Annotated in this window: 19 protein-coding genes and 2 tRNA genes; 12 read left to right on the top strand and 9 right to left on the bottom strand. The window is 74.8% G+C overall.

Features of this window, described 5'->3' with window-relative positions; genetic code table 11:
• The first annotated feature begins 5 nt into the window (after positions 1-5).
• Genes rph through OVA32_RS08980 form a run of 3 tightly spaced genes read left to right on the top strand, consistent with a single transcriptional unit; the run spans position 6 to position 2,598 of the window.
• Positions 6-770 carry a ribonuclease PH gene (gene rph, locus OVA32_RS08990; protein WP_036313000.1) on the top strand — a complete coding sequence of 255 codons (765 nt, stop codon included), beginning with the start codon at positions 6-8 and terminating at the stop codon, positions 768-770.
• Positions 767-1,456, top strand: coding sequence for a non-canonical purine NTP pyrophosphatase (locus OVA32_RS08985; protein ID WP_036312997.1), 690 nt, complete (start codon positions 767-769; stop codon positions 1,454-1,456). The genes rph and OVA32_RS08985 overlap by 4 nt, the downstream gene beginning before the upstream one ends.
• Complete coding sequence (locus OVA32_RS08980; protein ID WP_036312995.1) at positions 1,453-2,598, top strand: exonuclease domain-containing protein; 1,146 nt, start codon at positions 1,453-1,455, stop codon at positions 2,596-2,598. Before OVA32_RS08985 ends, OVA32_RS08980 begins: the two co-directional genes overlap by 4 nt.
• A gap of 5 nt (positions 2,599-2,603) precedes the next feature.
• Here the strand turns inward: OVA32_RS08980 and OVA32_RS08975 are convergent, their stop codons facing one another.
• A complete protein-coding gene (locus tag OVA32_RS08975; RefSeq protein WP_041103209.1) occupies positions 2,604-3,758 on the bottom strand; it encodes an ADP-ribosylglycohydrolase family protein in 1,155 nt (384 codons plus the stop codon).
• A 66-nt stretch (positions 3,759-3,824) separates the two neighbouring features.
• Between OVA32_RS08975 and OVA32_RS08970 the strand changes: the two genes are divergently transcribed.
• Positions 3,825-5,048 (top strand): exonuclease SbcCD subunit D, encoded by a 1,224-nt coding sequence (locus OVA32_RS08970; RefSeq protein ID WP_036312989.1) that lies wholly within the window; start codon positions 3,825-3,827, stop codon positions 5,046-5,048.
• Entirely contained in the window at positions 5,045-8,089 is a 3,045-nt protein-coding gene (locus OVA32_RS08965) for an AAA family ATPase (protein WP_267714130.1), read from the top strand. The genes OVA32_RS08970 and OVA32_RS08965 overlap by 4 nt, the downstream gene beginning before the upstream one ends.
• Before the next feature lie 46 nt (positions 8,090-8,135).
• Here the strand turns inward: OVA32_RS08965 and OVA32_RS08960 are convergent, their stop codons facing one another.
• The 8 genes from OVA32_RS08960 to OVA32_RS08925 form a co-directional block, all read right to left on the bottom strand.
• On the bottom strand, positions 8,136-11,369 hold the full coding sequence (locus OVA32_RS08960; RefSeq protein ID WP_041103205.1) for an efflux RND transporter permease subunit: 3,234 nt from the start codon (positions 11,367-11,369) through the stop codon (positions 8,136-8,138).
• A gap of 7 nt (positions 11,370-11,376) precedes the next feature.
• On the bottom strand, positions 11,377-12,861 hold the full coding sequence (locus OVA32_RS08955; RefSeq protein WP_036312979.1) for a malate:quinone oxidoreductase: 1,485 nt from the start codon (positions 12,859-12,861) through the stop codon (positions 11,377-11,379).
• 105 nt (positions 12,862-12,966) lie between these two features.
• The gene (locus OVA32_RS08950) at positions 12,967-13,350 is read right to left on the bottom strand and encodes a hypothetical protein (protein ID WP_267714127.1); all 384 of its coding nucleotides are present in this window, start codon (positions 13,348-13,350) and stop codon (positions 12,967-12,969) included.
• The gene (locus tag OVA32_RS08945) at positions 13,275-14,630 is read right to left on the bottom strand and encodes an ABC transporter substrate-binding protein (protein WP_267714125.1); all 1,356 of its coding nucleotides are present in this window, start codon (positions 14,628-14,630) and stop codon (positions 13,275-13,277) included. Before OVA32_RS08945 ends, OVA32_RS08950 begins: the two co-directional genes overlap by 76 nt.
• A gap of 48 nt (positions 14,631-14,678) precedes the next feature.
• Positions 14,679-14,759, bottom strand: a tRNA-Leu gene (locus tag OVA32_RS08940).
• Between the two features lie 67 nt (positions 14,760-14,826).
• Entirely contained in the window at positions 14,827-15,315 is a 489-nt protein-coding gene (bcp, locus tag OVA32_RS08935) for a thioredoxin-dependent thiol peroxidase (protein ID WP_010078986.1), read from the bottom strand.
• An 86-nt stretch (positions 15,316-15,401) separates the two neighbouring features.
• Positions 15,402-15,474: transfer RNA gene (locus OVA32_RS08930), tRNA-Lys, on the bottom strand.
• A gap of 67 nt (positions 15,475-15,541) precedes the next feature.
• The gene (locus OVA32_RS08925) at positions 15,542-16,090 is read right to left on the bottom strand and encodes a hypothetical protein (protein ID WP_095353806.1); all 549 of its coding nucleotides are present in this window, start codon (positions 16,088-16,090) and stop codon (positions 15,542-15,544) included.
• 104 nt (positions 16,091-16,194) lie between these two features.
• Between OVA32_RS08925 and ilvD the strand changes: the two genes are divergently transcribed.
• The 7 genes from ilvD (at position 16,195) to serA (ending at position 25,602) form a co-directional block, all read left to right on the top strand.
• Complete coding sequence (gene ilvD, locus OVA32_RS08920) at positions 16,195-17,922, top strand: dihydroxy-acid dehydratase (protein WP_036382119.1); 1,728 nt, start codon at positions 16,195-16,197, stop codon at positions 17,920-17,922.
• Between the two features lie 103 nt (positions 17,923-18,025).
• Positions 18,026-18,811, top strand: coding sequence for a glucosamine-6-phosphate deaminase (gene nagB / locus OVA32_RS08915; RefSeq protein WP_036382115.1), 786 nt, complete (start codon positions 18,026-18,028; stop codon positions 18,809-18,811).
• A gap of 43 nt (positions 18,812-18,854) precedes the next feature.
• Positions 18,855-20,075 carry an N-acetylglucosamine-6-phosphate deacetylase gene (locus OVA32_RS08910; protein WP_134416613.1) on the top strand — a complete coding sequence of 407 codons (1,221 nt, stop codon included), beginning with the start codon at positions 18,855-18,857 and terminating at the stop codon, positions 20,073-20,075.
• Positions 20,076-20,365: 290 nt separating this feature from the next.
• Entirely contained in the window at positions 20,366-22,267 is a 1,902-nt protein-coding gene (locus tag OVA32_RS08905; protein ID WP_101967178.1) for an acetolactate synthase large subunit, read from the top strand.
• Between the two features lie 12 nt (positions 22,268-22,279).
• Positions 22,280-22,789: an acetolactate synthase small subunit gene (gene ilvN / locus OVA32_RS08900; protein ID WP_002854209.1), complete on the top strand. Its 510-nt coding sequence runs from the start codon at positions 22,280-22,282 to the stop codon at positions 22,787-22,789.
• Between the two features lie 36 nt (positions 22,790-22,825).
• Positions 22,826-23,857: a ketol-acid reductoisomerase gene (gene ilvC, locus OVA32_RS08895; RefSeq protein ID WP_036338342.1), complete on the top strand. Its 1,032-nt coding sequence runs from the start codon at positions 22,826-22,828 to the stop codon at positions 23,855-23,857.
• A 149-nt stretch (positions 23,858-24,006) separates the two neighbouring features.
• Positions 24,007-25,602 carry a phosphoglycerate dehydrogenase gene (gene serA, locus OVA32_RS08890; protein WP_041103194.1) on the top strand — a complete coding sequence of 532 codons (1,596 nt, stop codon included), beginning with the start codon at positions 24,007-24,009 and terminating at the stop codon, positions 25,600-25,602.
• Positions 25,603-25,669 lie beyond the last annotated feature (67 nt).

Genomic DNA, 25,669 nt, shown 5'->3' with positions numbered 1-25,669 from the left:
AGGCCATGAGCTCTCCCGCCCCCACCGCCCCCCGCCCGGACGGCCGCGCCGTCGACGAGCTGCGCCCCATCACCATCACCCGGGGCTGGTCCCGGCAGGCGGAGGGCTCGGCCCTGATCGAGTTCGGGAACACCCGCGTGCTGTGCACCGCCTCCTTCACCGAGGGCGTGCCGCGCTGGCTCAAGGGCGAGGGGACCGGCTGGGTCACCGCCGAGTACGCGATGCTCCCGCGGGCCACCAACGAGCGCAGCCAGCGCGAGTCCGTCAAGGGCCGGATCGGCGGGCGCACCCACGAGATCTCCCGCCTGATCGGCCGGTCCCTGCGCGCCGTCATCGACCTGTCCGCCCTGGGGGAGAACACCATCGTCCTGGACTGCGACGTCCTCGATGCCGACGGCGGCACCCGCACCGCCGCCATCACGGGCGCCTACGTCGCCCTCGCCGAGGCGGTGGCCTGGGCGCGGCGCGAGGGGATCCTCGCGAAGGGCGCCGCCGTCCTCAAGGACTCCGTCGCCGCGGTGTCCGTGGGCATCGTGGACGGGGTGCCCGTCCTCGACCTGCCGTACGTGGAGGACGTGAAGGCGGAGACGGACATGAACGTGGTCGTCACCGGGGCCGGGGAGTTCGTGGAGGTGCAGGGCACCGCCGAGGGCGCGCCGTTCACCCGCGCCGAGCTGGACACCCTGCTGGACCTGGCCCTGATCGGCACGGGTGAGCTGGCCCGCGTCCAGGCCGAGACCCTGGCCGCCGCCACGGAGGACCGGGCGTGAGCGCGCCCGCCTCCTCGTCGGCAGGCCTGCCGGAGGGCGCCCGCGTCGTGCTCGCCACGCACAACGCGGGCAAGGTGCGCGAGCTGCGGCAGCTGCTCGCCGGCGCCGTGCCCGGCCTCGACGTGGAGGCCGCGGTGGTGGACGCGGGCGCCGTGGGCGCCCCGGACGTCGTCGAGGACGGCGTCACGTTCGCCCAGAACGCGCTGAAGAAGGCCCGCGCCGTGGCCGCGCACACGGGGCTGATCGCCGTCGCGGACGACTCCGGTCTGGCCGTGGACGTGCTGCACGGCGCCCCCGGGATCTTCTCGGCCCGCTGGGCCGGGCGCCACGGGGACGACCGTGCCAACCTCGAGCTGCTGCTGGCCCAGCTGGCCGACGTGCCGGACGAGCATCGGGGTGCCCAGTTCGTGTGCGCCGCCGCGCTCGCGGTCCCCAGCGGCCCGGACGCCGCGGGCGCCCGGGCCATCCACGTCGAGCACGTCGAGCACGGCCGCCTGCCCGGCACCCTGCTGCGCGAGCCCGTGGGGGACGGCGGCTTCGGCTACGACCCGATCCTGCGCCCCGAGGGCCGGGACGTGTCCACCGCGCAGCTGAGCCCCGAGGACAAGAACGCGATCAGCCACCGGGGGCACGCCTTCCGCGCCCTGCTGCCCTACCTGGTGGACGCGCTCGACGCGCGCCCGTGAGCGGCGGGCGCGCCCCCGTGCCGGGGCTGGACTTCACCGCGATCGACTTCGAGACCGCCAACGGCTTCCGCGGCTCCCCGTGTGCCGTGGGCGCCGTCCGGGTGCGGGACGGGGTCATGGTGGACCGTGCGGAGTGGCTGATCCGTCCGCCCGTCGGCTTCGACCGGTTCGATCCCCGCAACGTGCGCATCCACGGCATCACCGAGGACCGCGTCCTGGACGCCCCCCGGTTCGCGCAGGTGTACGACGAGCTCGCGGACTTCGTGGGGACGGACGTGCTCGCGGCGCACAACGCGGGCTTCGACGTCGGCGTCATCGAGTCCGGCCTCGAGGTCTCCGGCCGGGACGTGCCGGGCCTGGAGTTCGTGTGCACCCTGGTGCTGGCGCGCCGCGTCTACGACCTGCCCTCGTACGCCCTGCCCTCCGCGGCGCGCGAGGCCGGGTTCACCCCGGGACGCCACCACGACGCACTGGCCGACGCCGAGGCCTGCGCGGCCATCCTCGTGGACATCGGCCGGCGCGTGCTGGGGGCGCCGCCGGCCGACGCGGAGATTCTGCCCGGGCTGACCGACGCGCCGGCCGGCCGCGGCGTCGACCGCCTGATGCGGGCCCAGGGGCTGGGCGTCAGCGTCCTCGCCCCCCGGGCGGCGGGATCGGGCGCCGAGTCGAAGGCCACCCGCCAGGCCCGGCGCACTGAGGGCGTCTTCGACGCGCGGGTCCCGCTGCGGGACGAACGCGCCATGCCCGACTTCATGCGCTGGCCGGACGAGGGCGTCAATCCGCCCCCGAACCCGACCGCCGACCCGGGTCACCCCCTGTTCGGCCAGACCGTGGTGTTCACGGGCGGCATCGGCATGTCGCGTCAGAGTGCCAAGACGCGCGCGGCCGCGCACGGCGCGCAGACCGCGAACCGGGTGGGCGCGGCCACCACGATGCTCGTCGTGGGGGACGGCTTCGAGGCCGCGGACCTGCACCGCCCGCGCGCCGAGGACGGGGCACCGCAGGCCGTGACCACGGCGCTGGCGCACCGCAAGACGCGGGACGCCCTGCGCCGGCGGGACCGTGGGCAGGCCATCGCCCTGGTCTCCGAGGGGGAGTTCCTGCAGATGCTCGACGGGAACTGGCCGGACGCCGCGCGCTGAACCACTCAGGTGGTCGCGGCGCTCCAGCGCCGGGCGGCCTCCAGGACGACCTCGCGCTCGGCGATCCACCCCGGGACGGAGGCCTCGGCCGCGGCGCGGTCCGCGGGGTCGTGCGCGCCGAACACGGCGGTGCCGTGCGCCGCGCCGAGCACCTGCCCGGCCAGCGAGGCCGTGGAGTCGGAGTCGCCGTCGTGGTTCACGCCGATCCGCAGCGCCAGGGCGAGCGCCGCCGCCGGATCGGCCGGGTGCGCCGCCTGCGCGGTGAGCGCGGCATACAGCGCGATGGCCAGGGCCTCCTCCGCGACCCAGCCCTCGCCGAGCGCGGTGGGGAGGGCACCGGGGGCGCCGGGGTCGGCGTCGACGGTGCCGGCCAGGTCGACCGCCGCGGTCACGGCGGCGCGGGTCTCCTCGGCCTCCTCGCCCAGGCCGTCGAGCCACGCGCGGGCGTGCGCGACCGCGGCGGCCAGGTCCAGGCCGCGCAGCAGGGCCGCGATGACGAGGGCGTACGCGGCCGCCGCGACCCACGCGGTGGGGTGGCCGTGCGTGAGGACGGCCCCCTGGCGGGCGAGGGACACGACGTGCGGGTCCTCGAGCCCCGGCACCATCCCGTACGGGGCCGAGCGCATGACCGTCCCGCAGCCCTTCGAGCCCGGGTTGTGCGGGTCGCCCGGCAGGCCCATCCCCGGTTCGGCGAGCCCGCTCAGGCACGCGGTGCCCGGCGCGCGGCGCACCTTCAGCTCCGCGTGCGCGTCGATCCAGCGGGGCGGGGCCGGGGGAGCGCCCTCGGGCAGCGCGCCGTCCTGCGTGGCGAACCAGCGCAGGCACGCGAGCCACACGCACGCGGCGGGATCGGCCAGGACGCCGTCGTTCTGCCACTCGATCCACTCGAGCAGGCCGTCGAGCACGTACAGCGTCAGCTGGGTGTCGTCCGTGATCGGCAGGGCGTGGGTGCCCTCCTGGGCGAGCAGGTCCGCGGCGTCGGTGACGCCGGCGGGGCCGTGCACCGCCTCGATCCCCGACGCGGGGGTGAACTCGACGACGCCGCCCAGCGCGTCCCCGGCGGCACCGGCCGCGAGGAGGGCCAGGACCCGGTCGGCGTGCTCGGGGCCGGGCAGGGGCGTGGACGAGGAGGCGGTGGGCTCGGGCGCGGTGGCGGACATGCCGCCATCGTACGAGCTGCACCGCGTCGTGCTTATCCCGTCCACACCCTCCCTAGAGTGGGCCGCATGATCCTGCTGCACACCTCGGACTGGCATCTGGGCCGGTCGTTCCACGGCACCGGACTGCTCGAGGCCCAGGAGGAGGTCCTGGACGCCCTCGTCGCGACCGTGACGGAGCGCGGCGTGGACGCCGTCCTGCTGGCCGGGGACGTGTACGACCGCGCGCTGCCGCCGGCGGACGCCGTCCGGCTGCTGGACCGGACGCTCACCCGGCTGCACGCGGCCGGCGCCCAGGTGGTGCTCACGAGCGGCAACCACGACTCGGCGGTGCGCCTCGGCTTCGGCGGCGGACTCCTGGCGGCCGCGGGCGTGCACGTGCGCGCGGACGCGGCGGAGCTGGACCGCCCCGTGCTGCTCACCGAGCCCGGGGTCGACGGCGGTGCGGGCCAGACCGTGGCCGTCTACGGCATCCCCTACCTCGAACCGCGCCACCAGGGACCGGCCTGGGGCGTGGAGCCCCACCACACGGCCGTGCTGACGGAGGCGGTCCGCCGCGTCCACGCCGATCTGGCCGCCCGCCGCGCCGAGACGCCGGAGCCGGTGGCCGCCGTCGTGCTGGCCCACCTGTTCGCGGCCGGGGGCCACGGCTCCGAGTCCGAACGGGACATCGGCGAGGGCGAGCACGTTGAGCCGGACGCCCCGCCCGAGATGCTGGTGGGCACGCTGGGGCAGGTGCCGGTCTCCGTGTTCGACGGGCTCGACTACGCGGCCCTGGGCCACCTGCACGGCCGCCAGCGGCTGGCAGAGCACGTGCGGTACTCCGGCTCACCGCTGCCGTACTCCTTCGCCGAGGCGGGCCACCGCAAGGGCGGCTGGCTCGTCCACGTCACGGGCGGGGCCGTCACCGACGTCGAGGCCGTGGACTGGGACGCCGGACGGCGCCTGGCGGTGCTGTCCGGGCCGATCGAGGACCTGCTGGAGTCCCCGGAGTTCGCGTGGGCGGAGCAGTGCTGGGTGCAGGTCACCGTCACCGACGACGAACGCCCCGAGCGGGCCCTGGAGCGCCTGAAGACCCGGTTCCCCTCCGTGCTCGTCTTCCGCCACGAACCGGCCGGCGGGAGGCGGGCCCGGGAGCGGACCTACGCCCAGGTCCTGCGGCAGGCACCCTCGGACCACGCGCTCGCGGTCGGTTTCGTGGACCACGTCCGGCAGCGGCCGGCCAGCGAGGCGGAGCAGGACCTGCTGCGGGACGCCCTCGAGGCCGCCCGTGCGGCGGAGGTGCGCGCATGAGGATCCATCGGATGCGCCTGGAGGGGCTCGGGCCCTATGCCCAGGCGCAGGACGTCGACTTCGACCGGCTCAACGCGGCCGGCCTGTTCCTGCTGGACGGGCCCACCGGCGCGGGCAAGTCCACGGTGCTGGCCGCGCTGTGCTTCGCCCTCTACGGGACCGTGCCAGGCGGACGGTCGGCCGAGTCGCTCGTGACCACGCTGCGCGAGCCGGGCGCGGTGATCCCCGAGGTGCAGGTCGAGTTCACCGTGCAGGGCCGGCGCTTCGAGGTGGTCCGCTCACCCAAGCACGAGCGGCCCCGCCGGCGACGCAGCGCAGCGGGGGGCGCCACCGTCACCACGCAGGCCACGGTCTCCCTGCGGGAACGCGTGGACGGGGAATGGACGGCGCCGCTCACCCGGGCGGACGAGGTCGGCCAGCAGATCGCGGCCGTCCTGCACCTGGACGCCGAGCAGTTCATACAGGTGGTCCTGCTGCCCCAGGGACAGTTCGCCCAGTTCCTCACCGCGAAGTCGGATGAGCGCCGCGTCCTGCTGCGGCGGCTCTTCGGCACGCAGCGCTTCGACGGCGTCGAGGAGCACCTGCGCGTCGAGACGGCCCGGCTGGACACCGCGGTGGCCGTGGACGCGGACGTGGCCCGGACCGCGCGGGCACAGCTGGCCGAGGCGCTCCACGAGGCGCTCGGCCCGGACTGGCATGCGCCGGAGCCGTCACCGGACACGGACGACCGGCTGCTCGCCCTCGCCGCCGAGCGCGCAGGTCGCGCCCACGAGGACGCGCGGGCCGACCTCGCCACGGCCCGCGCCGCGGAGCAGCGGGCCCGGGTGACGGCGCGTGAGCTGGAGACCCGCGGGCGGGACCTGGCCGCGGCCGAGGCGTGGGCGAGCCGTCGACGCGACCACGACGCCGAGGCCGAGACCGCCGCGGCGCGGCGCCGCGCCGTCGACGCCCATGAGCGCGCCGGGCGGGTGCTCGCGGCCGCCCAGCGGGCCTCCGCGGCGGCGGACGCCGCCGGCACCGCGTCGGAGGCGGTGACGGAGGCCCTGGCGCACGTCGAGGACGAGCCGACCGCGGCGGCGTGGCTCGCCGCCGCCCGGGCGGACGGGGCCGCCGATGCGCCCGCCTCCCGCCAGGCGCTGGGGGAGGCCGAGCGCGCCGCGGAGGCGGTGGCGCGCGCCGTCCGGGACCGTGACCGGATGCGCGAGCTGGAGCAGGAGGCGGCCGCCGCGGCGGAGCGTCGGGCCGAGATCGACCGCGACCGCGCCGCCCTGGTCGAGTCCCGCCCCGAGCGTGAGGCGGCCGTCGCGGCACACCGCGCGGTCGTCGAACGCGGCACCGAGCGTCTCGGCGCCCGGGAGGCCGTGGACCGCGCCGTGTCCGAGGCCGCCGCTCGCCGCACGGCCGCCGAGGCCGCGGCCGCCCGCGCCGTCGAGGTCGAGACCGCGGCCCGGGCCCACCGGGAGGCACAGGAGCGGCGACGTGAGGCCGCCGAACGGCACGTCGGTCTGCTGCGTGCCCGGTACGAGCAGGCCGCCTCCGAACTGGCGGAGCGGCTCGTGCCCGGCGAGCCGTGCGCCGTGTGCGGCTCGCCCGAGCACCCGGCCCCGGCCGCGACCGCGGACACCGCGGTGACCGAGGCGGACGTGCGGGACGCCGAGCAGGCCCGGACCGCGGCCGACCGGGCCGCGACCGACGCCGAGACCGCCCTGCGCGCCGCCGAGCAGACCCTCCGCTCGGCGGGCGAGGCCGCCGCCGGGCTCGCACCCGAGGCCGCGCGGGAGGCGCTCGAGCGCGCCGAGACCGAACGGGCCGCGCTGGACCAGGCGGCGAAGGACCTCGCCGCGGACCGCCGCCGGCTGACCGCCGCCGAGAAGACGCTCGCCGGGGCCGACGAGACCGCCGCCGCGCTCGCGGCCGAGGACGGCCGGCTCGCCGAGGCCGCCGCCCACCGCGCCGCCCGGCTGACCGAGCTGCGGGACGCCGTCGAGGCCGCCCGCGGCGACGCCGAGACCCTCGACGCCCGCCGCGACCAGGTCACCGCCGCACGCCGGGTCCTGGCCGCCCTCGCTGCGGCGCAGGACGAGGACGCGCGCGCCCGGGCGGTCGCCGACGAGACCGGACAGGCGCTCACCGCCACGCTGGCCGAACAGCGCTTCGACGACGTCGACGCGGCGCGCGCGGCCCGCCTCGAGGAGACGGAGGCCGCCGACCGCACGGCCGCCGTGCAGGAGTGGGACGCCGAACGGGCCCGCCTCGCCGAGCTCGAGGCGAGCGAGCCCGTCCGCCGGGGCCGCGCCCTCGCCGAGGCGGGCGTCGAGCCGCCGACCGAGGAGCAGACCCGCGCCGCCGCCGAGGCGCTCGCCGCGGCCGAGGCCGCGAGCTCGTCCCGGGCGACGGCGGTCGGGCGGCTCGATTCGCTCGTCGCCACGGTGCGCCGGCAGTCGGCCGCCCTGACCGAGGTCCTGGAGCGGTCCGCCGGGCTCATCGCCGAGCACACGCGGGTGCGGGCGCTGCTCGACCTCGTCCGCGGCGGCGGGGAGAACCTGCTCAAGATGCCCCTGACGAGCTATGTCCTCGCCGGGCGGCTCGAGGAGGTCGCCGCCGCGGCCACCGAGCGTCTGCTCGCCATGACGGACCAGCGGTATTCGATCGAGTACTCCGACGCCGTGGGCGGGCGCGGGAACAAGGGCCTCGAACTCGTCATCCGGGACCACTACGTGGACGAGACGCGCCACCCGGCCACGCTCTCGGGCGGCGAGACCTTCATGGCCTCCCTCGCCCTCGCCCTGGGGCTCGCGGACACCGTGCAGGCCGAAGCCGGCGGCATCGAACTGGACACGCTCTTCGTGGACGAGGGCTTCGGCTCGCTCGACGCGGACACCCTCGACGACGTCCTGGACGTCGTGGACACCCTGCGGACCGGTGGCCGGACCGTGGGCCTCGTCTCCCACGTCGAACGGATGAGGCAGGAGATCGGCGTGCGCCTCGAGGTGCGCAAGGACCGGCGCGGCTCGAGCCTCGCGGTGCACGACGGCGCCTGAGCGACGGGGGTGCGCCCCGCCGCCCCGGCCCGCGCCACGCGTGAGGTCAGGCCCGGCGCCACCGCCGGCGGAGGCGCTGCCGGAGTCGGCCGAGGCGTCCGGTGTCGAGCTCGGACGGGGCCGCCCATCGCTCCTCAGCCCGGCGCGCCTGCTCGGCCGCGCGCTCGGCCGCGACGCGCTGCGCCTCCCACTCGGCCGCGACACGGCGCTCCTCCTGCAGGCGGCGCTCCCCGCGGACCTCGGTGAGCCGGTACAGCACGGGCACGAGCACGAGCGTGAGCAGGGTGGAGGACACCAGGCCGCCCACCACGGCCACCGCGAGGGGCTGGGAGATGAACCCCGCGTGCCCCGTGACGCCCAGGGCCATCGGGGTCATGGCCAGGACGGTGGCCAGGGCCGTCATCACCACCGGGCGCACGCGGTTGAGCGCGCCCACCTCGATCGCCTCGTCCAAGGTCATGCCGCGGTCGCGGCGGTACTGGTTGATCAGGTCGATCAGCACGATCGCGTTCGTCACCACGATGCCCACCAGCATGAGCAGCCCGATCATCGTGGACAGTCCCAGCGGCGTGCCGGTGGCCAGCAGCGCCAGGAACACGCCCGTGGCGGCGAAGGGGATCGACACGAGCAGCACGAGCGGCTGGCGCAGCGAGTTGAACGTCGCCACCATCACGACGTACACGGTCGCCACGGCGGCCAGCAGCGCCAGCCCGAGGTCCCGGAACGTCTGCGCCTGCTGCTCCGCCGCGCCGCCCACGGCCGCGGTGACGCCCTCGGGCAGGTCCAGCTCCGCCACGGCCTGCGTGACCCGGCGCGAGACGGCCCCGAGGTCCTCGTCGTCCGGGGTCACCGTGACGACGGCGGTCCGCTCGCCGTTCGAGGACGTCACCCGGGCAGGTACGGACATCCGCGAGACCTCGGCGAGGTCCCCCAGCGGCACGGGCCCCTCGGCCGTCTCCACGGGCACCTGGCGCAGGGCGTCGAGGGACTCGACCGGCTCCGGGTCACCCAGCTGCACCGCGAAGCTCTCGAACCCGAAGCGGACCTCGCCCACGGGCACGGCCTGCAGGGCGGCGGCGGCCTGGCCGGCCACCGCCTCCTCGGTCAGGCCGAGCCGGGCGGCGGCGACGGTGTCCACGTCCACCTGGAACGTCGGGCGCAGGTCCGAGGCCGGCGTCGTCACCTCGCGGGCACCCTCGACGGGCCGCAGCGCCTGGGCGACCTGATCGGCGGCCGCGGTGAGGGCCTGCGGGTCGGGGGCGGAGACGGACACCTCGATGTCCTGGCCGCCGCTCGGCCCCTGCTGCGTGGAGACGGACACGTCGCCCACGCCGTCGAGACCGGTGAGCTCGGCGCGCACCCCGTCCTGAAGGGCCACCTGGTCCGCATCCGGGTCGGTCACCACCGTGAACCGCGCCCGGTCCGCCGAGGAGCCGCCGAAGGCCCCCATCGGACCGGCGGCGGTGCCGGCCGTCCACTGGACGGTTTCGACGCCGTCGGTGTCCAGCAGCACGCGCTCGATGCGCTCGGCGGCGGCGGCCGTCGTCTCCAGCGACGCCCCCGGCTCCTGCTCCGCCGTGACGACGAACGAGTTCTGTCCCGAGTCGCCCAGGAGGTTCGTGGGGATCAGCGGGACCAGCGCGGCCGTGCCGGCCAGCAGCGCCAGGGCGGCGGCGAGGGTGACCACGGTGTGCCGCTGTGTCCAGCGCAGCACCGGGCGGTAGGCCCGGGTGAGCCATCCGCCGGCCGCCACGGGCCGGTCGCCGGGGACGGCGGGCGCGGCCGTGGTCTCGGCCCCGCGCCGCGGGGAGCGCAGGAACCACCAGCACAGCACCGGCACGATCGTCAGGGCGACGACGAGGGAGGCCAGCAGGGCGACCGTGGCGGTCACGGCGAAGGGCCGGAACAGCTCGCCGGCCAGGCCGCCCACGAAGGCGATGGGCAGGAACACGGCCACGGAGACGAGGGTGGAGGCGGTGATCGCGGTGGCGACCTCGCGCGTGCCGTCCAGGATCGCGGTGCGCCGGTCGGCGCCCAGGCCGAGGTGCCGGCGGATGTTCTCCACCACCACGATCGCGTCGTCCACGACTCGGCCGATCGAGATCGTCAGCGCCCCGAGCGTTAGCGTGTTGAGGGAGTAGCCGAAGGCCGCCACCCCGATGAGGGCGGCCAGCAGGGACAGCGGAATGGACACGGCGGTGACGAGGGTGGAGCGCACCGAGAGCAGGAACACGGCGATCACCAGCACGGCGAACGCCAGGCCCAGCAGGCCCTCCTGGAACAGCGTGTCGATGGACTGCTGGATGAACGGGGCCTGGTCGAACACCACGGTCAGGTCCGCGCCGCCGCCGACCAGGGACGCCAGCTCCGGCAGGGCGTCGCGCACGGCCTGAGAGACCGCCACGAGGTCGGCGTCCGGGGTCGCGGTCACGGAGACGGACAGCGTCGGCACCCCGTCGGTGCGGGTCAGCGAGGTGGGGGCCGCGGCCACGAGGGTGACGTCGGCGACCTCGTCCAGGGTGCGCGGTTCGCCGTCGCCGGAGGGAGCGACGACGATCCCGCGCAGGCCCTCGAGGTCCTCGACGGCGGCGCCCGCCTGGACGGGATAGGTGGTCGCGCCCTCGGTGACCTGGCCGACGGGGAAGAGGCCGGCGTTCTCCTCGAGCGCGTCGGTGATGTCGGAGGTGGTCAGCCCGGCGGCGGCGAGCGCGGCCGGGTCCGGGACCACGGAGACGTTCTCGTCCGTGCCGCCGAGGACGTCGGCGCCGCGGACGCCGTCGATCTTCTGCAGCCGCGGGGCCAGGACGTCCTCGGCGCGGCGGCGCAGGGTGTTGAGGTCCTCGTCCCCGGACAGGGCGAGGAAGACCACCGGGAAGTCGGAGACGGAGCCCGCGAAGGACGAGGTCTCCGCCTCCTCCGGCAGCTGCGGCCCCAGGTTGGCCACCACGCGGTCCACCTGGGACCGGGCCCGGTTCAGGTCTGTGCCGTAGGCGAACTCCAGCTGGACCGCGTTGAAGCCGGACTGCGACGTGGACCGCGAGGATTCGAGCCCCTCCACGGCCTGCAGGGCCGTCTCGAGGGGCTCGCCCACCTGAGCGTCCACGACCTCGGGGGACGCCCCCGGGTAGAGCGTCGAGACGGAGATGACGGGCAGCTCGAGCGGGGGGATCAGCTCCCGCTTGAGCTGCCCGGCGGAGAGGACGCCGAACACCGCGATGAACACGGTGACGAGCGCCACGAGCGCCCGCCGACCGAGTGAGAACCGTGCGAGCGCTCCCATCGGGGCGTCAGGCCAGCTTCAGTGCGGCGTCCGTGACGGTGCGGACCTCGTCCAGCAGCGCCGGGTCGTCGTTGAGCGTGTGGCCCAGGGACGGGATGAGCTCCTTGAGCGTGCCGTCCCAGCCGGCCATCTTCGCGGGGAAGCAGCGCTCGAGCAGCTTCACCATGATGGGGGCCGCGGTGGAGGCGCCCGGCGAGGCGCCGAGCAGGCCGCCGAGCGAGCCGTCCGCGTGCGTGACGACCTCGGTGCCGAACTGCAGGACGCCGCCGAAGCGGCCCTTGCGCTTCATCACCTGCACGCGCTGGCCCGCGGTGATCAGCTCCCACTCGCCGCCGTCGGCCTCCGGGTAGAACTCGTGCAGCGCGTCGATCTTCTTGTCCCGGGACTTCAGCACCTCGGTCACGAGGTACTTGGTCAGGTCCATGTTGTCCTTGGCCACGTCCAGCATCGTGCTGAGGTTGTGCGGGCGCACGGACAGCGGCAGGTCCAGGTAGGAGCCGGTCTTGAGGAAGTTCGTGGAGAACCCGGCGTAGGGGCCGAACAGCAGGGAGCGCTTGCCGTTGACGAAGCGGGTGTCCAGGTGGGGCACGGACATCGGCGGGGCGCCGACGGCGGCCTGGCCGTACACCTTGGCCATGTGCTGGTTGACCACGGACTCGTCCGTGCAGCGCAGGAACTGGCCGGAGACCGGGAAGCCGCCGAAGCCCTTGGCCTCGGGGATGCCGGACTTCTGCAGCAGGGGCAGGGCGCCGCCGCCGGCACCGACGAAGACGAAGCGGGCGCGGTCCACGAGCTCGGAGCCGGCGGCCTTGTTCTTGACCTTGACCTCCCAGCGGCCGTCCGTGCCGCGGGTGAGGCCGGTGACCTTGTGACCGAAGCGCACCTCGGCGCCGGCGCCGGCCATGGCCGTGATGAGCTGGCGGGTGAGGGAGCCGAAGTCGACGTCGGTGCCGCCGGTGTTGCGGGACGCCGCCAGGCGCTGGCCCGGCTCACGGCCCTCGATCAGCAGCGGGGCCCAGGCACGGATCTGCTCCGGGTCCTCGCTGTGCTCCATGCCGGCGAACAGCGGCTGGGCGGACATGGCCTCATAGCGGGTGCGGAGGTAGTCCGCGTGGTCGTCACCCCACACGAAGGACATGTGCGGCAGCGGGTTGATGAAGGACTTGGGGTCCTTGAGCGTGCCGTCCGCCACCAGGGAGGACCAGAACTGGCGGGTGGTCCAGAACTGCTCGTTGATGCCCAGCGCCTTGGTGACGTCCACCCGTCCGTTCTTGTCCATGGGCGAGTAGTTCAGCTCGCACAGGGCGGCGTGGCCGGTGCCCGCGTTGTTCCACGGGTCGGAGGACTCCAGGCCGGCCTGATCGAGGCTCTCGTACAGGGCGATGGACCAGGTGGGCTCGAGCTTCTGCAGCAGCACGCCCAGGGTGGCGCTCATGATGCCGCCGCCGATCAGGACGACGTCGTGGGTGGCGGTGGACGAGGTGGTGGGCACGGTCAACTCCTGAAGCAGAACGACGGCGGGTGGGCGCAGTGAGACCAGGCCGAGCAGTGGCGGTCGGGCCGGGCGCCGTGATCTCCCACTGTACTACCGGTGCGTTCAGCCTTCGGTCAGCCTGACGCGCGAGAAGGGCTCGTCCAGCTGCGGCGACGTCGGGTAGGAGGCCACGCGCGGGCCGGTGGCCAGGGCCGAGATCGGATAGACCAGCGGCAGCGCCGGCAGGTCGAGGGCCATGGCCCGGACGACGCGGCGGAACAGGGCGCGGCGCGCGTCGTCGTCGGTCTCGGCCGCGGCCGCGTCCACGTCCTCGACGACGCGCGGGTTGCGGTAACCGGTCTCGGCGCGGCCCGAGCGCGCGAAGGGCTCGAGGAACGCGTGCGGGTCGCGGTAGTCGCCGGTGCGGCCCATCAGGTGCAGGGCTCGGGTGGGTCGGGAGACGACGGCGTGCAGGTAGTCCTGGTCCTCCGGCACGGGCACGGGCACGATGTGCATCCCCACCGCGCCGAGGTCGCGGGCGACCATCGCGTAGACCCGCTCCGGCTCGGGCAGGGAGGGGCGGGCCGTGCCGGCCGGGTAGAGGAACTCCAACGGCTCCCCGTCGTATCCCGCCAGGCCGAGGAACTCGCGGGCCCGGCCCGGGTTGACGTCGTAGCGCCGCGCCTCCTCGTCGCCGACGCCGAGGGAGGGGGGACGAGGTCGTGGGCCAGGCGGGTGCCCTCGAGGAAGACGTCGCTGCCGGCGATGCGCGGGCGGTCCACCGCGTACGCGATCGCCTGGCGCAGGTACTGCGAGCGCACGCTCGGGTGGTCCAGGTTCATGCCCACGTAGAGCACGCCCAGGGGGTCCCGGGGCAGCACCTGGGTGCCGGCCTCGACGAGGGGGCGCAGCTGGCCGGGGGCGACGACGTCGATCACATCCGCCGTGCCGCGCCGCAGCTCCCGCAGGCGCACGGAGGCCCGACCCCACGCCTGCACGGCCACCGGGTACGCCGCCGGATCGGAGCCGCGGTGGCGGGCGCTGGGGACCAGGATCGTCGCGCCCGAGGCGCCCGGGTGGGCGCGCGTGAGCTCGGCGGTCTCCGCGGCGTCGGCCCAGCGGTAGGGGCCGGTGCCGGCGGGGGTGGTGACCTCGGAGCCGTCCACGTCGACCGTGCGGTCCCACGAGGCCGGCGAGGAGATCGCGAAGGCCGGCGAGGCCAGCGCGGCCGCGAGGTGACGGCGGGGGGAGTGCAGGCGCAGCCGCACCTCGAGCTCTCCGCGGGCCTCGACGCCGGCGAAGGCGGAGTCCGCGTCCCCGGCGTATCCGCCGAAGGCCGAGACGAACGAGGAGGGCGGGGCGACGGTCCCGTCCACGGGCGCAGGGGCGGAGGCCCACCGCTCGATGTTCGCGACCACGGCGGCGGCGTCGCACGGCTCGCCGTCGTCGAACACCACCCCGGAGACCAGGTGGAACGTGTGGAGGCGGCCGCCGTCGGACTCCTCGTGCCGCTCGGCGAGGCGGGGCGTGGGGGCGCCGGTGTCCGCGTCCACGCCGAGCAGCGTCTCGAAGACCTGGCGGATCAGACGGAAGGACTCGACGTCCAGCGCGCGGGCCGGATCCCGCGTCAGCGCCCGCGCCGGGGCGCCGACCACGAGCAGCCGGCTCGGGCCCGAGGAGGTCGGGGCGGCGGAGGACGGCGCCGCGGGCGACGTCGCGCAGCCGGCCACGCCCAGGCCGAGCAGGCCCAGGCCCCCGCCGAGGAAGGCGCGGCGAGTGGGCTGCATGGCGGCCTCCTGTGGCGGGTGACGTCGGGGTCGGGCGGGCCCGGGGAGTGCGGGCGGGGGGACTCGAACCCCCACGTCCAGGACACTGGAACCTAAATCCAGCGCGTCTACCAGTTCCGCCACGCCCGCGCACACCCCGCGCGGGCGGGGCGAGGCCCGATCCTACCGTGCGGCGCCCGGGCGCGGCGGGCGGGGATCAGGCCTCGTCGAGGCCGAGGGTGCGGCGCAGTCGGGCCACGTGGCCGGTCGCCTTCACGTTGTACTGCGCGTGGGTGACCTTCCCGTCCGGGCCGACGACGATCGTGGAGCGGATCAGACCCTCGAAGGTCCGCCCGTAGTTCTTCTTCTCACCCCAGGCGCCGTAGGCCTCGGCCACCGCGTGGTCCTCGTCCGAGAGCAGGGGGAACGTCAGGCCCTCCTGCTCGGCGAACCGGATGATCTTGCCGATCGGGTCGGGGGAGATCCCCAGGACGACGTAGCCGGCCGCGGTCAGGGAGGCGAGGCTGTCCCGGAAGTCGCAGGCCTGCGTGGTGCAGCCGGGCGTGGACGCGGCCGGGTAGAAGTAGACGATCGTGTGCTTGCCCGCGCTGTCGCGCAGCGAGACGGGCCGGCCCTCCTGGTCCTGGAGGGTGAACGCGGGTGCCGTGTCGCCGGGCTGGAGGCGGTGCTGGGTCGTGTCGGTCATGGGCCCCAGCCTACGGTGGGCCCGGGCGGGGAGCGGGGACGACGAAGGCCCCGTCTCCGTGGAGACGGGGCCTTCGCTTCGGTGGGTGCACCCCCCGGGACTCGAACCCGGAACCTGCTGATTAAGAGTCAGATGCTCTACCGGTTGAGCTAGAGGTGCAGGTGCCGCACCGCCTCTCGGATCTCTCCGGTGCGCCGTGCAACGAGGTGAAACCCTACCAGGGGTTTCAGACGCCGCGCAAATCGGGGGGCGTGACGTCCGTCGCGTCCGTCTCCGGGGTCGCGTAGAGGCGGTCCAGTTCGTCCATGAAGGCGGTCATGAAGGCGTGGAAGTCGGTGGCGTCCTCGGCCTGGTCGAGCTCCGCGGTGCCGTCCTCCGTGAGGTCGCCCACCGGCACCCGCGTGTGCTCCGGGACGTCGAACCACGTCCGGAAGCCCGTGACGGTCTCCACCTGATAGCCGCTGCCCGTGTCCGCCACGGTGGCCACGTTGGCCAGGCCCACCTCGACGACGTCGGCGCGGTCCGTGGAGGCCTCGGTCACCGGGCCGTGCGGGTCGTCCTCGGCCACGCCCGGCGCGCGGCGGTCGTGGTCGTCCGGGGTGGAGGTGGGGTCGAACGGGCACAGCAGCATCTCGAGCGGCTGGTGGCGGTAGCCGATCACGAGGGGGGAGGAGGAGCCCGAGGGCTGGCCGTAGACGACGTTGTAGTCGCCGTGGTTGAACACGCGCGCATCGAAGACGCGGCGCAGCCGTCTGTGCAGGGTGGGCGTGTCCATGGGCCCAACGTACGCGGACCCGTCCGCGCGTGTCATGCTGCGGCACCCGTCACACGGGGACGTCGCGTCGGCCCGGTGGCGCCGTGCTCACTAGACTCCGCGGCATGGACTCCGCCGCGTCGACTCCCAGCACCCCGTCCGCCGCTCCCGACATCAAGCCGCGCTCGCGCGACGTCACCGACGGGATGGAGCGCACCGCCGCCCGCGGCATGCTCCGCGCGGTCGGCATGGGGGACGAGGACTTCGGCAAGCCGCAGATCGGCATCGCGTCGTCCTGGAACGAGATCACTCCCTGCAACCTCTCCCTGGACCGCCTCGCCCAGGCCTCGAAGGACGGCGTCCACGCCGCCGGCGGATATCCGCTGGAGTTCGGCACGGTCTCCGTCTCGGACGGCATCTCCATGGGCCACGAGGGCATGCACTTCTCGCTCGTCTCCCGCGAGGTGATCGCGGACTCGGTGGAGACCGTGATGATGGCCGAGCGCCTGGACGGCTCCGTCCTGCTCGCCGGCTGCGACAAGTCGCTGCCGGGCATGCTCATGGCCGCCGCCCGCCTGGACCTGGCGTCCGTGTTCGTCTACGCCGGCTCGATCATGCCGGGCGTGGCCCGCCTGACCGACGGCACCGAGAGGCAGGTGACCATCATCGACGCCTTCGAGGCGGTCGGCGCCTGCGCCCGCGGTCTCATGTCCGAGGAGGACCTGCTCCGCATCGAGAAGTCCATCGCCCCGGGTGAGGGCGCCTGCGGCGGCATGTACACCGCCAACACCATGGCCTCCATCGGTGAGGCCCTCGGCATGTCCCTGCCCGGTTCCGCCGCCGCCCCCTCCGCGGACCGCCGCCGCGACGCCTTCGCGCGCCGCTCCGGCGAGGCCGTGGTGAACATGCTCCGCCAGGGCATCACGGCCCGGGACATCATGACCAAGCCCGCGTTCGAGAACGCGATCGCCGTGACCATGGCGTTCGGCGGCTCCACCAACGCCGTGCTGCACCTGCTCGCCATCGCCCGGGAGGCGGGCGTGGACCTGCAGCTGTCCGACTTCAACCGCATCGCCGACCGCACCCCGCACATCGCCGACCTCAAGCCGTTCGGTCAGTACGTCATGACGGACGTGGACCGCATCGGCGGCGTCCCGGTGGTCATGAAGGCCCTGCTGGACGAGGGCCTGCTGCACGGGGACACCCTCACCGTCACCGGCAAGACCCTCGCCGAGAACCTGGCCGCGCTCGATCCGGACCCGGTGGACGGCAAGGTCATCCGGACCATGGACGACGCGCTGCACCCCAACGGCGGCATCGCGATCCTCCACGGCTCGCTGGCCCCGGAGGGCGCTGTCGTGAAGTCCGCCGGCTTCGATGCGGACGTCTTCGAGGGCACCGCGCGCGTCTTCGACCGGGAGCGCGCCGCCATGGACGCCCTCGAGGACGGGACCATCGCCGCCGGCGACGTGGTGGTCATCCGCTATGAGGGGCCGAAGGGCGGCCCGGGCATGCGCGAGATGCTCGCGATCACCGGCGCGATCAAGGGGGCGGGTCTGGGCAAGGACGTCCTGCTGATCACCGACGGGCGCTTCTCCGGCGGCACCACCGGCCTGTGCATCGGCCACATCGCCCCCGAGGCCGCCGAGGGAGGGCCGATCGGGCTGGTGCAGGACGGCGACCGCATCCGCGTGGACATCGCCGGACGCACCATGGACCTGCTCGTGGACGAGGCCGAGCTCGCCGCCCGCCGCGAGTCCTGGGAGCCGGTGGAGCCGAAGTTCACCACGGGCGTGCTGGGTAAGTACGCCAAGCTGGTGCACTCCGCCGCCGAGGGCGCCTACCTGGGCTGAGGCCCGGTCGGCCCGCACGCCGAGACGAGCAGAGGATGAGCATGCACGCGATCGACGCCCGGGCCGGGGGACCCGCGCCGCGTCCCGGGCGGGAGGCGCGCTGATGGAGGTCGTCATCCTGCCCGACGCCGCCGCCCTGGGCCGGCACGGCGCGGACGCGGTGGCCGCCCACGTGGCGGCCCGTCCCGAGGCCGTCCTGGGGCTGGCCACCGGCTCCTCGCCCCTGCCCGTCTACGACGAGCTCGCCCGCCGGGTCCGGGACGGGGAGCTGTCCCTGCGCTCCTGCCGCGCGTTCCTGCTGGACGAGTACGTCGGCCTGCCCGCGGGACACCCCGAGTCCTACCGCACCGTGATCGAGCGGGAGTTCGTCGTGCGCACGGACATCGCCCCGGAGGCCGTGCACGGTCCGGACGGCGGGGCGGCGGACGTCCCGGGCGCCTGCGCCGCCTACGAGGAGGCGCTGCGCGAGGCCGGCGGCGTGGACGTGCAGCTGCTCGGCGTGGGCACGGACGGGCACATCGCGTTCAACGAGCCCGGCTCCTCCCTCGCCTCCCGCACGCGCATCAAGGTGCTCGCCGAGCAGACCCGGCGGGACAACGCCCGCTTCTTCGACGGCGACCTCGACCAGGTCCCGACCCACTGCCTCACCCAGGGCGTGGGCACGATCCTCGACGCCCGACACCTGGTCCTGCTGGCCCGGGGCGAGGGCAAGGCCGAGGCGGTGCGGCAGCTCGTGGAGGGCCCCGTGAGCGCGCGCTGGCCGGTCACGGCCCTGCAGCTGCACCCGCATGTGACCGTCCTCGTGGACGAGGCCGCCGCAGGGCGACTCGAGCTCGCGGGGGAGTACCGCCACATGTGGGAGGCCAAGCCGTCCTGGCAGGGCCTCTGAGCGCCCCTCGTCCATCGACCCGCCCACCCCGGAAGGTGCATCCGTGCCCGCCTCGGTCCCTCACCGGCCGCGCGCCGAGCAGGCGCCGCAGGCCGCCGCGTCCCCGTCGGTGCTGCGCGCGGACCGCGTCCATGACGGCGAGCGCCTCGGCGGCCCCGGCTGGATCGCCCTGGCCGAGGGCCGGGTGGTGGCCGTCGGGACCGGGGACCCGCCGCGCACCCACGGCCCCGTCCACGACCTCGGCGACGCCCTCCTCGCTCCCGGCTGCGTGGACGTGCACTGCCACGGCGGCGGCGGACACGCCGTCGAGTCCGGCGCGGCCGCGGCACGCGCGGCGGCCGCGGCCCACGCCCGCGCGGGCACGACCACGGTGGTGGCCTCCCTCGTCACGGACGAGGTCGACGCGCTCGCGGCGCAGCTGACGGCCCTGACGCCCCTGTGCGCAGAGGGGGTGCTGGCCGGCGTGCACCTCGAGGGTCCCTGGCTCTCGCCCCTGCACCGCGGCGCGCACCGGGCCGCGTCGCTGCGGGCGCCGGAGCCCGAGGACGTCGCTCGCCTCGTCGAGGTCGGCGCGGGCCACCTGGCGATGGTCACGCTGGCCCCCGAGCTGTCCGGGGCCCTCGACGCGGTGGGCCGGCTGGCGGAGGCGGGCGTCGTCGTCGCGATCGGCCACACGGACGCCTCCTACGAGACCACGCGCGCGGCGATCGACGCGGGGGCGCGGATGGCCACGCACCTGCACAACGCGTGCCGGCCCACCCACCATCGCGAGCCCGGGCCGGCCGTCGCCCTGCTGGAGGACCCGCGCGTGGGGATCGAGACCATCGTGGACGGCGTCCACCTGCATGCGGCCACGGTGCGGCGGGTCGCCCGGGAGGCCGGGGAGCGGTGGATCCTCGTCTCGGACTCCATGGCCGCCGCCGGCTGCGGCGACGGCGAGTTCCCCCTCGGGCCGCTGCGGGTCCGGGTCCACGACGGCGTCGCGCGGGTGGTCGGCGCGGACGGCGCAGCCGGGGCCATCGCCGGGTCCACGGCCACGGTCACCGGCTCGGTGCGCTCCGCCGTCGTCGCCGGGGTCGACCTCGACGCCGCGCTGCGGGCGGCGACGGCCGCGCCCGCGGACGCCCTGGGGCTTCCCGACGTCGGCCGGCTCCGAGCCGGGAGCCGAGCGGACGCCGTCGTCTTCGGCCCGGAGCTCGAGGTGCGCGGGGTGCTCCGTCACGGAACGTGGGTGGACGCGGCCGCCCCCTCGGCGGCTGACTAGGGTGGGCGCAGGCCCGGGATCCGACCCCGACCGCCCGGTCGTCTCACGATGTGACGCTTTATCTCACATTGCGAGACAGGCGGGTGGTCGATGGCGGACGGGGCGCACGGCTGTCGATACTGAGACCACCCCGAAGGACCCGGCGGCCCGTGTCCCCACCTCAGACTCCGCCACGCCGGCCCGATCCGTCATCGACGCGGCCACGGTCCCCGACGCCCGACGGATCCGAACGACGACCGTCCGACGCCCCCGCGACGGACACGCAGCGACGAACGCAGTGAGGTGACCCCATGAGCACGACCCCCCGCGACGCCCGCGCGGCGGTCCCGCAGGTCCCGACGCCGGCCTCCCGCCCGACGGAGACCGCCCGGGTCCAGGAGCGCCGTCCGGCCCCCCGGCCCGAGATCGTCGAGCCGCGGGTGCCCGGCGAGGGCTCCCGCGTCGAGCCGACCCGGATGACCGGCTCCGAGGGCATCATCCGCTCCCTGGAGGAGCTGGGGGTCACGGACGTGTTCGGGCTGCCCGGCGGCGCCATCCTGCCGACCTACGACCCGCTCATGGACTCCGATCGGATCCGCCACATCCTGGTGCGCCACGAGCAGGGTGCCGGTCACGCGGCGCAGGGCTACCACCTGGCCACCGGCAAGGTCGGCGTGGCCATCGCCACCTCCGGTCCCGGCGCCACCAACCTGGTGACCGCCATCGCGGACGCCCACATGGACTCCCAGGCGGTCGTGTTCATCACCGGCCAGGTCTCCTCCGCCGCGATCGGCACGGATGCCTTCCAGGAGGCGGACATCGTGGGCATCACGATGCCCATCACCAAGCACTCCCGGCTCGTGACCCGGCCCGAGGACGTCCCCCAGGCCCTCGCCGAGGCGTTCCACATCGCCGCCACGGGCCGGCCCGGGCCCGTGCTCGTGGACGTCACCAAGGACGCCCAGCAGGGCGAGTTCGAGTTCGCGTGGCCGCCCCGGATCGACCTGCCCGGCTACCGCCCCGTCCTGCGCGGCCACCCCCGGCAGATCCGCGAGGCCGCTCGGCTGATCCGCGAGGCCCGGCGCCCCGTGCTGTATGCGGGCGGCGGCGTGGCCCGCGGCGAGGCCCACGAGGAGCTGCGCGCCCTCGCCGAGCTCACGGGCGCCCCGGTGGTCACCACCCTCACCGCCCGCGGCGTCTTCCCCGACTCGCACCCCCAGCACCTGGGCATGCCGGGCATGCACGGCGGCGTCCCCGCCGTGGCCGCGCTCCAGCAGGCCGACCTGCTGATCACGCTCGGCGCCCGCTTCGACGACCGCGTGACCGGTCACCTGCCCTCGTTCGCCCCCGGCGCCCGCGTGATCCACGCGGACATCGACCCGGCCGAGATCTCCAAGAACCGCACCGCGGACGTGCCGATCGTCGGCCACGTCAAGGAGATCATCCCGGACCTGGTGGCCGAGCTCGCGACGGACCCCGAGGCGCTGCCCGACCTCGCCGACTGGTGGGCGGTGCTGCGGCGCCTGCAGGACACCTACCCGATGGGCTGGACCGAGACCGAGGACGGCCTCCTCGCGCCCCAGGAGGTGATCTCGCGTCTGTCGGCCCTGTCCGGTCCCGAGGCCACCTACGTGGCCGGCGTCGGCCAGCACCAGATGTGGGCCAGCCAGTTCGTCGCCTACGAGCGTCCGCGCCAGTGGCTCAACTCGGCCGGCCTCGGAACGATGGGCTTCGCCGTCCCCGCCGCGATGGGGGCGCAGGTGGGCGAACCCGACCGCGTGGTCTGGGCCATCGACGGCGACGGCTGCTTCCAGATGACCAACCAGGAGCTCGCCACGTGCGTGATCAACCGCATCCCCATCAAGATCGCGGTGATCAACAACTCCTCGCTGGGCATGGTGCGCCAGTGGCAGACCCTCTTCTACGACGGGCGCTACTCGAACACGGACCTGAACACGGGCCATGACACCGCCCGGGTGCCGGACTTCGTCAAGCTCGCCGACGCCTACGGCGCCGCGGGCCTGCGCTGCGACCGCCGGGAGGACCTGGACGACACCATCCGGCAGGCCCTCGCCATCGACGACCGCCCCGTGATCGTGGACTTCGTGGTCTCCCGCGACGCCATGGTCTGGCCGATGGTCCCCGCGGGGGTCAGCAACGACGCGATCCAGGTGGCCCGGGGCATGACGCCCGACTGGGACCAGGAAGACTGAGGAGGGCAACCGATGGAACGCCACACCCTGTCCGTGCTCGTCGAGGACGTGCCCGGCACCCTGACCCGCGTGGCCGGCCTCTTCGCCCGGCGCGCGTTCAACATCCACTCGCTGGCCGTGGGCGTCACGGAGGTCGAGGGCCTGTCCCGGATCACCGTGGTCGTCGACGCCGACACGGACCTGCTCGAGCAGGTCACCAAGCAGCTGAACAAGCTGATCAACGTGATCAAGGTCGTCGAGCTCACGCCCGACTCCTCCGTTCAGCGCGACCACCTGCTCGTCAAGGTGCGCGCCGATGCCGCCACCCGCGGTCAGGTCGTCCAGGCGGCCGACCTGTTCCGCGCCCACGTCGTCGACGTGGCCCCGGAGTCCCTGACCCTCGAGGCCACCGGCACCCGTGACAAGCTCGAGGCCTTCCTCGAGATGATGGAGCCCTACGGCGTGCGTGAGCTCGTCCGCTCGGGCACCCTCGCCCTCGCCCGGGGGCCGCGGTCCATGACCGACCGCGCCCTGGCCCGCTGACCCGTCCCGATCCACCCATCCCGTGAGGAGAACAGCATGACCGTGAAGAAGTTCTACGACGACGACGCCGACCTGTCGATCATCCAGGGCCGCACCGTGGCCGTCATCGGCTACGGCTCCCAGGGCCACGCCCACGCCCTGTCGCTGCGCGACTCCGGCGTGGACGTGCGCATCGGCCTCGCCGAGGGCTCCAAGTCCCGCGCCAAAGCCGAGGCCGAGGGCCTGCGCGTCGTCGACGTCGCCACCGCCGCCGCCGAGGCCGACCTGATCATGATCCTCACCCCGGACCAGGTCCAGGCCGACGTGTACGAGCAGCACATCGCCGGCAACCTGCAGGAGGGCGACGCCCTCTTCTTCGCGCACGGCTTCAACGTGCGCTTCGGCTACATCCAGGCCCCCGAGGGCGTCGACGTCGCCCTGGTCGCCCCCAAGGGCCCGGGCCACGTGGTGCGCCGCGAGTTCGAGGCCGGCCGCGGCGTGCCCGCGCTGATCGCCGTCGAGAAGGACGCCTCCGGCCAGGCCCACGCCCTCGCCCTGTCCTACGCCAAGGCCGTGGGCGGCACCCGCGCCGGCGTCATCGAGACGACCTTCACCGAGGAGACCGAGACCGACCTGTTCGGCGAGCAGGCCGTGCTCTGCGGCGGCGCCTCCCAGCTCGTGCAGTACGGCTTCGAGACCCTCACCGAGGCCGGCTACCAGCCCGAGATCGCCTACTTCGAGGTGCTGCACGAGCTGAAGCTCATCGTCGACCTCATGGTCGAGGGCGGCATCGCCAAGCAGCGCTGGTCCATCTCCGACACCGCGGAGTACGGCGACTACGTCTCCGGCCCCCGCGTCATCACCCCCGACGTGAAGGAGAACATGAAGGCGGTCCTCGCCGACATCCAGTCCGGCGCCTTCGCGCAGCGCTTCATGGACGACCAGAAGGCCGGTGCGCCCGAGTTCAAGGAGCTGCGCGCCCGAGGCGAGGCCCACCCGATCGAGAAGACCGGCCGCGAGCTGCGCCAGATGTTCTCCTGGCTCAAGGACGCGGACGACGACTACACCGAGGGCACTGCGGCCCGCTGAGCCGCCTGAGCCCCCGACGCCGGCCCCGGGCATCGCGCTTCGGGGCCGGCGTCGCATTCCGGCCACGGTCCGGTCACGCGTCTAGGCTCGGACCGGAGCGCGGGCCGGCCCGCCTTCCATCCCACCGCACCACACCTCCAGGAGCACCCGTGAGCGCAGCCCAGCCCGTCGTCCTGATCGCCGAGGAACTCTCGCCCGCCACCGTCGAGGCCCTCGGCCCCGACTTCGAGATCCGCCGCACGGACGGCGCCGACCGCGCCCGCCTCCTCGAGGACCTGCGCGACGTCGACGCGGTGCTGATCCGCTCGGCCACCCAGATGGACGCCGAGGCGATCGCCGCCGCGCCGCAGCTGAAGGTCATCGCGCGCGCCGGCGTCGGACTGGACAACGTGGACGTGCCCGCCGCCACCGAGTCCGGCGTCATGGTCGTCAACGCGCCGACGTCGAACATCATCTCCGCCGCCGAGCTCACCTGCGGCCACATCCTGGCCGCCGCCCGCAACATCGCGGCCGCCCACGGCTCGCTGAAGGCGGGGGAGTGGAAGCGTTCGAAGTACACGGGCGTCGAGCTGTACGGCAAGCGGCTGGGCGTGATCGGCCTGGGCCGCATCGGCGCGCTCGTGGCCGAGCGCATGAAGGCGTTCGGCATGGAGATCCTCGCCTACGACCCCTACGTGACCACCGCCCGCGCGCAGCAGCTCGGCGCGAGCCTCGTCGAGCTGGACGAGCTGCTCGAGCGCGCCGACGTGGTCACGATCCACATGCCCAAGACCCCCGAGACGGTCGGCATGATCGGCGATGAGCAGTTCGCCCGCATGAAGGACACCGCGATCATCGTGAACGTGGCCCGCGGCGGCCTCGTGGACGAGGACGCCCTCGCCCGCGCGCTCGAGGCCGGGACCATCGGGGGTGCCGGCATCGACGTCTTCAGCTCCGAGCCGGCCACGGACCTGGCGTTCTTCGCCCACGACTCCGCCGTCGTCACCCCCCACCTGGGCGCCTCGACCGCCGAGGCCCAGGAGAAGGCGGGCGTCGCCGTCGCCGGCTCCGTGCGCCTGGCCCTCTCCGGCGAGCTCGTGCCGGACGCCGTGAACGTGGCCGGCGGCGCGATCCACGAGGACGTGCGCCCCGGCCTGCCGCTGGCCGAGAAGCTGGGCCGCGTGCTCACCGCGCTGGTGGGCGAGCAGTCCATCACGGCCGTCGAGGTGGAGATCGCCGGTGAGATCGCCGAGCACGACGTCTCCGCGATGCGCCTGGCCGCCCTGAAGGGCGTGTTCACGGACATCGTCTCGGACCAGGTCTCCTACGTGAACGCCCCCGTGCTGGCCGAGCAGCGCGGCGTCGAGTGCCGCCTCACCACCACCGCGGTGTCCGAGTCCTACCGCAACACCGTCACGGTGCGCGCCGCGACCGCGCAGGGCGCCCAGACCGCCGTCACCGGCACACTCACCGGCCCGCGCCAGGTGCAGAAGCTCGTGGGCGTGGACCGGCACGAGCTCGAGGTGCCGCTGGCCGACCACCTGCTCGTGTTCGCCTATCAGGACCGCCCGGGTGTGATCGGCGTCCTGGGCCAGGCCCTCGGGGTGCAGGGCGTGAACATCGCCGGCATGGACGTCTCGCGCGACGACGAGGGCGCCGCCCTGGCCGTGCTGACCCTGGACGGGGCGCTGTCCGGAGACACCGCGGCCACGCTGGCCGCGGCCATCGGCGCCGCCCGTGCGGCCGAGGTGGACCTCTCCGTCTGACCCGTCGACGCCCGGGCGGGCAACGCGGGGCCGGCGCGCGTCGCCCTGTGTTGAGATGGTGTCCATG

The sequence above is a fragment of the Micrococcus sp. SL257 genome, from assembly GCF_026625585.1.
GTDB classification, from domain to species: domain Bacteria; phylum Actinomycetota; class Actinomycetes; order Actinomycetales; family Micrococcaceae; genus Micrococcus; species Micrococcus luteus.
This window is presented reverse-complemented; position numbering and strand designations above follow the sequence as displayed.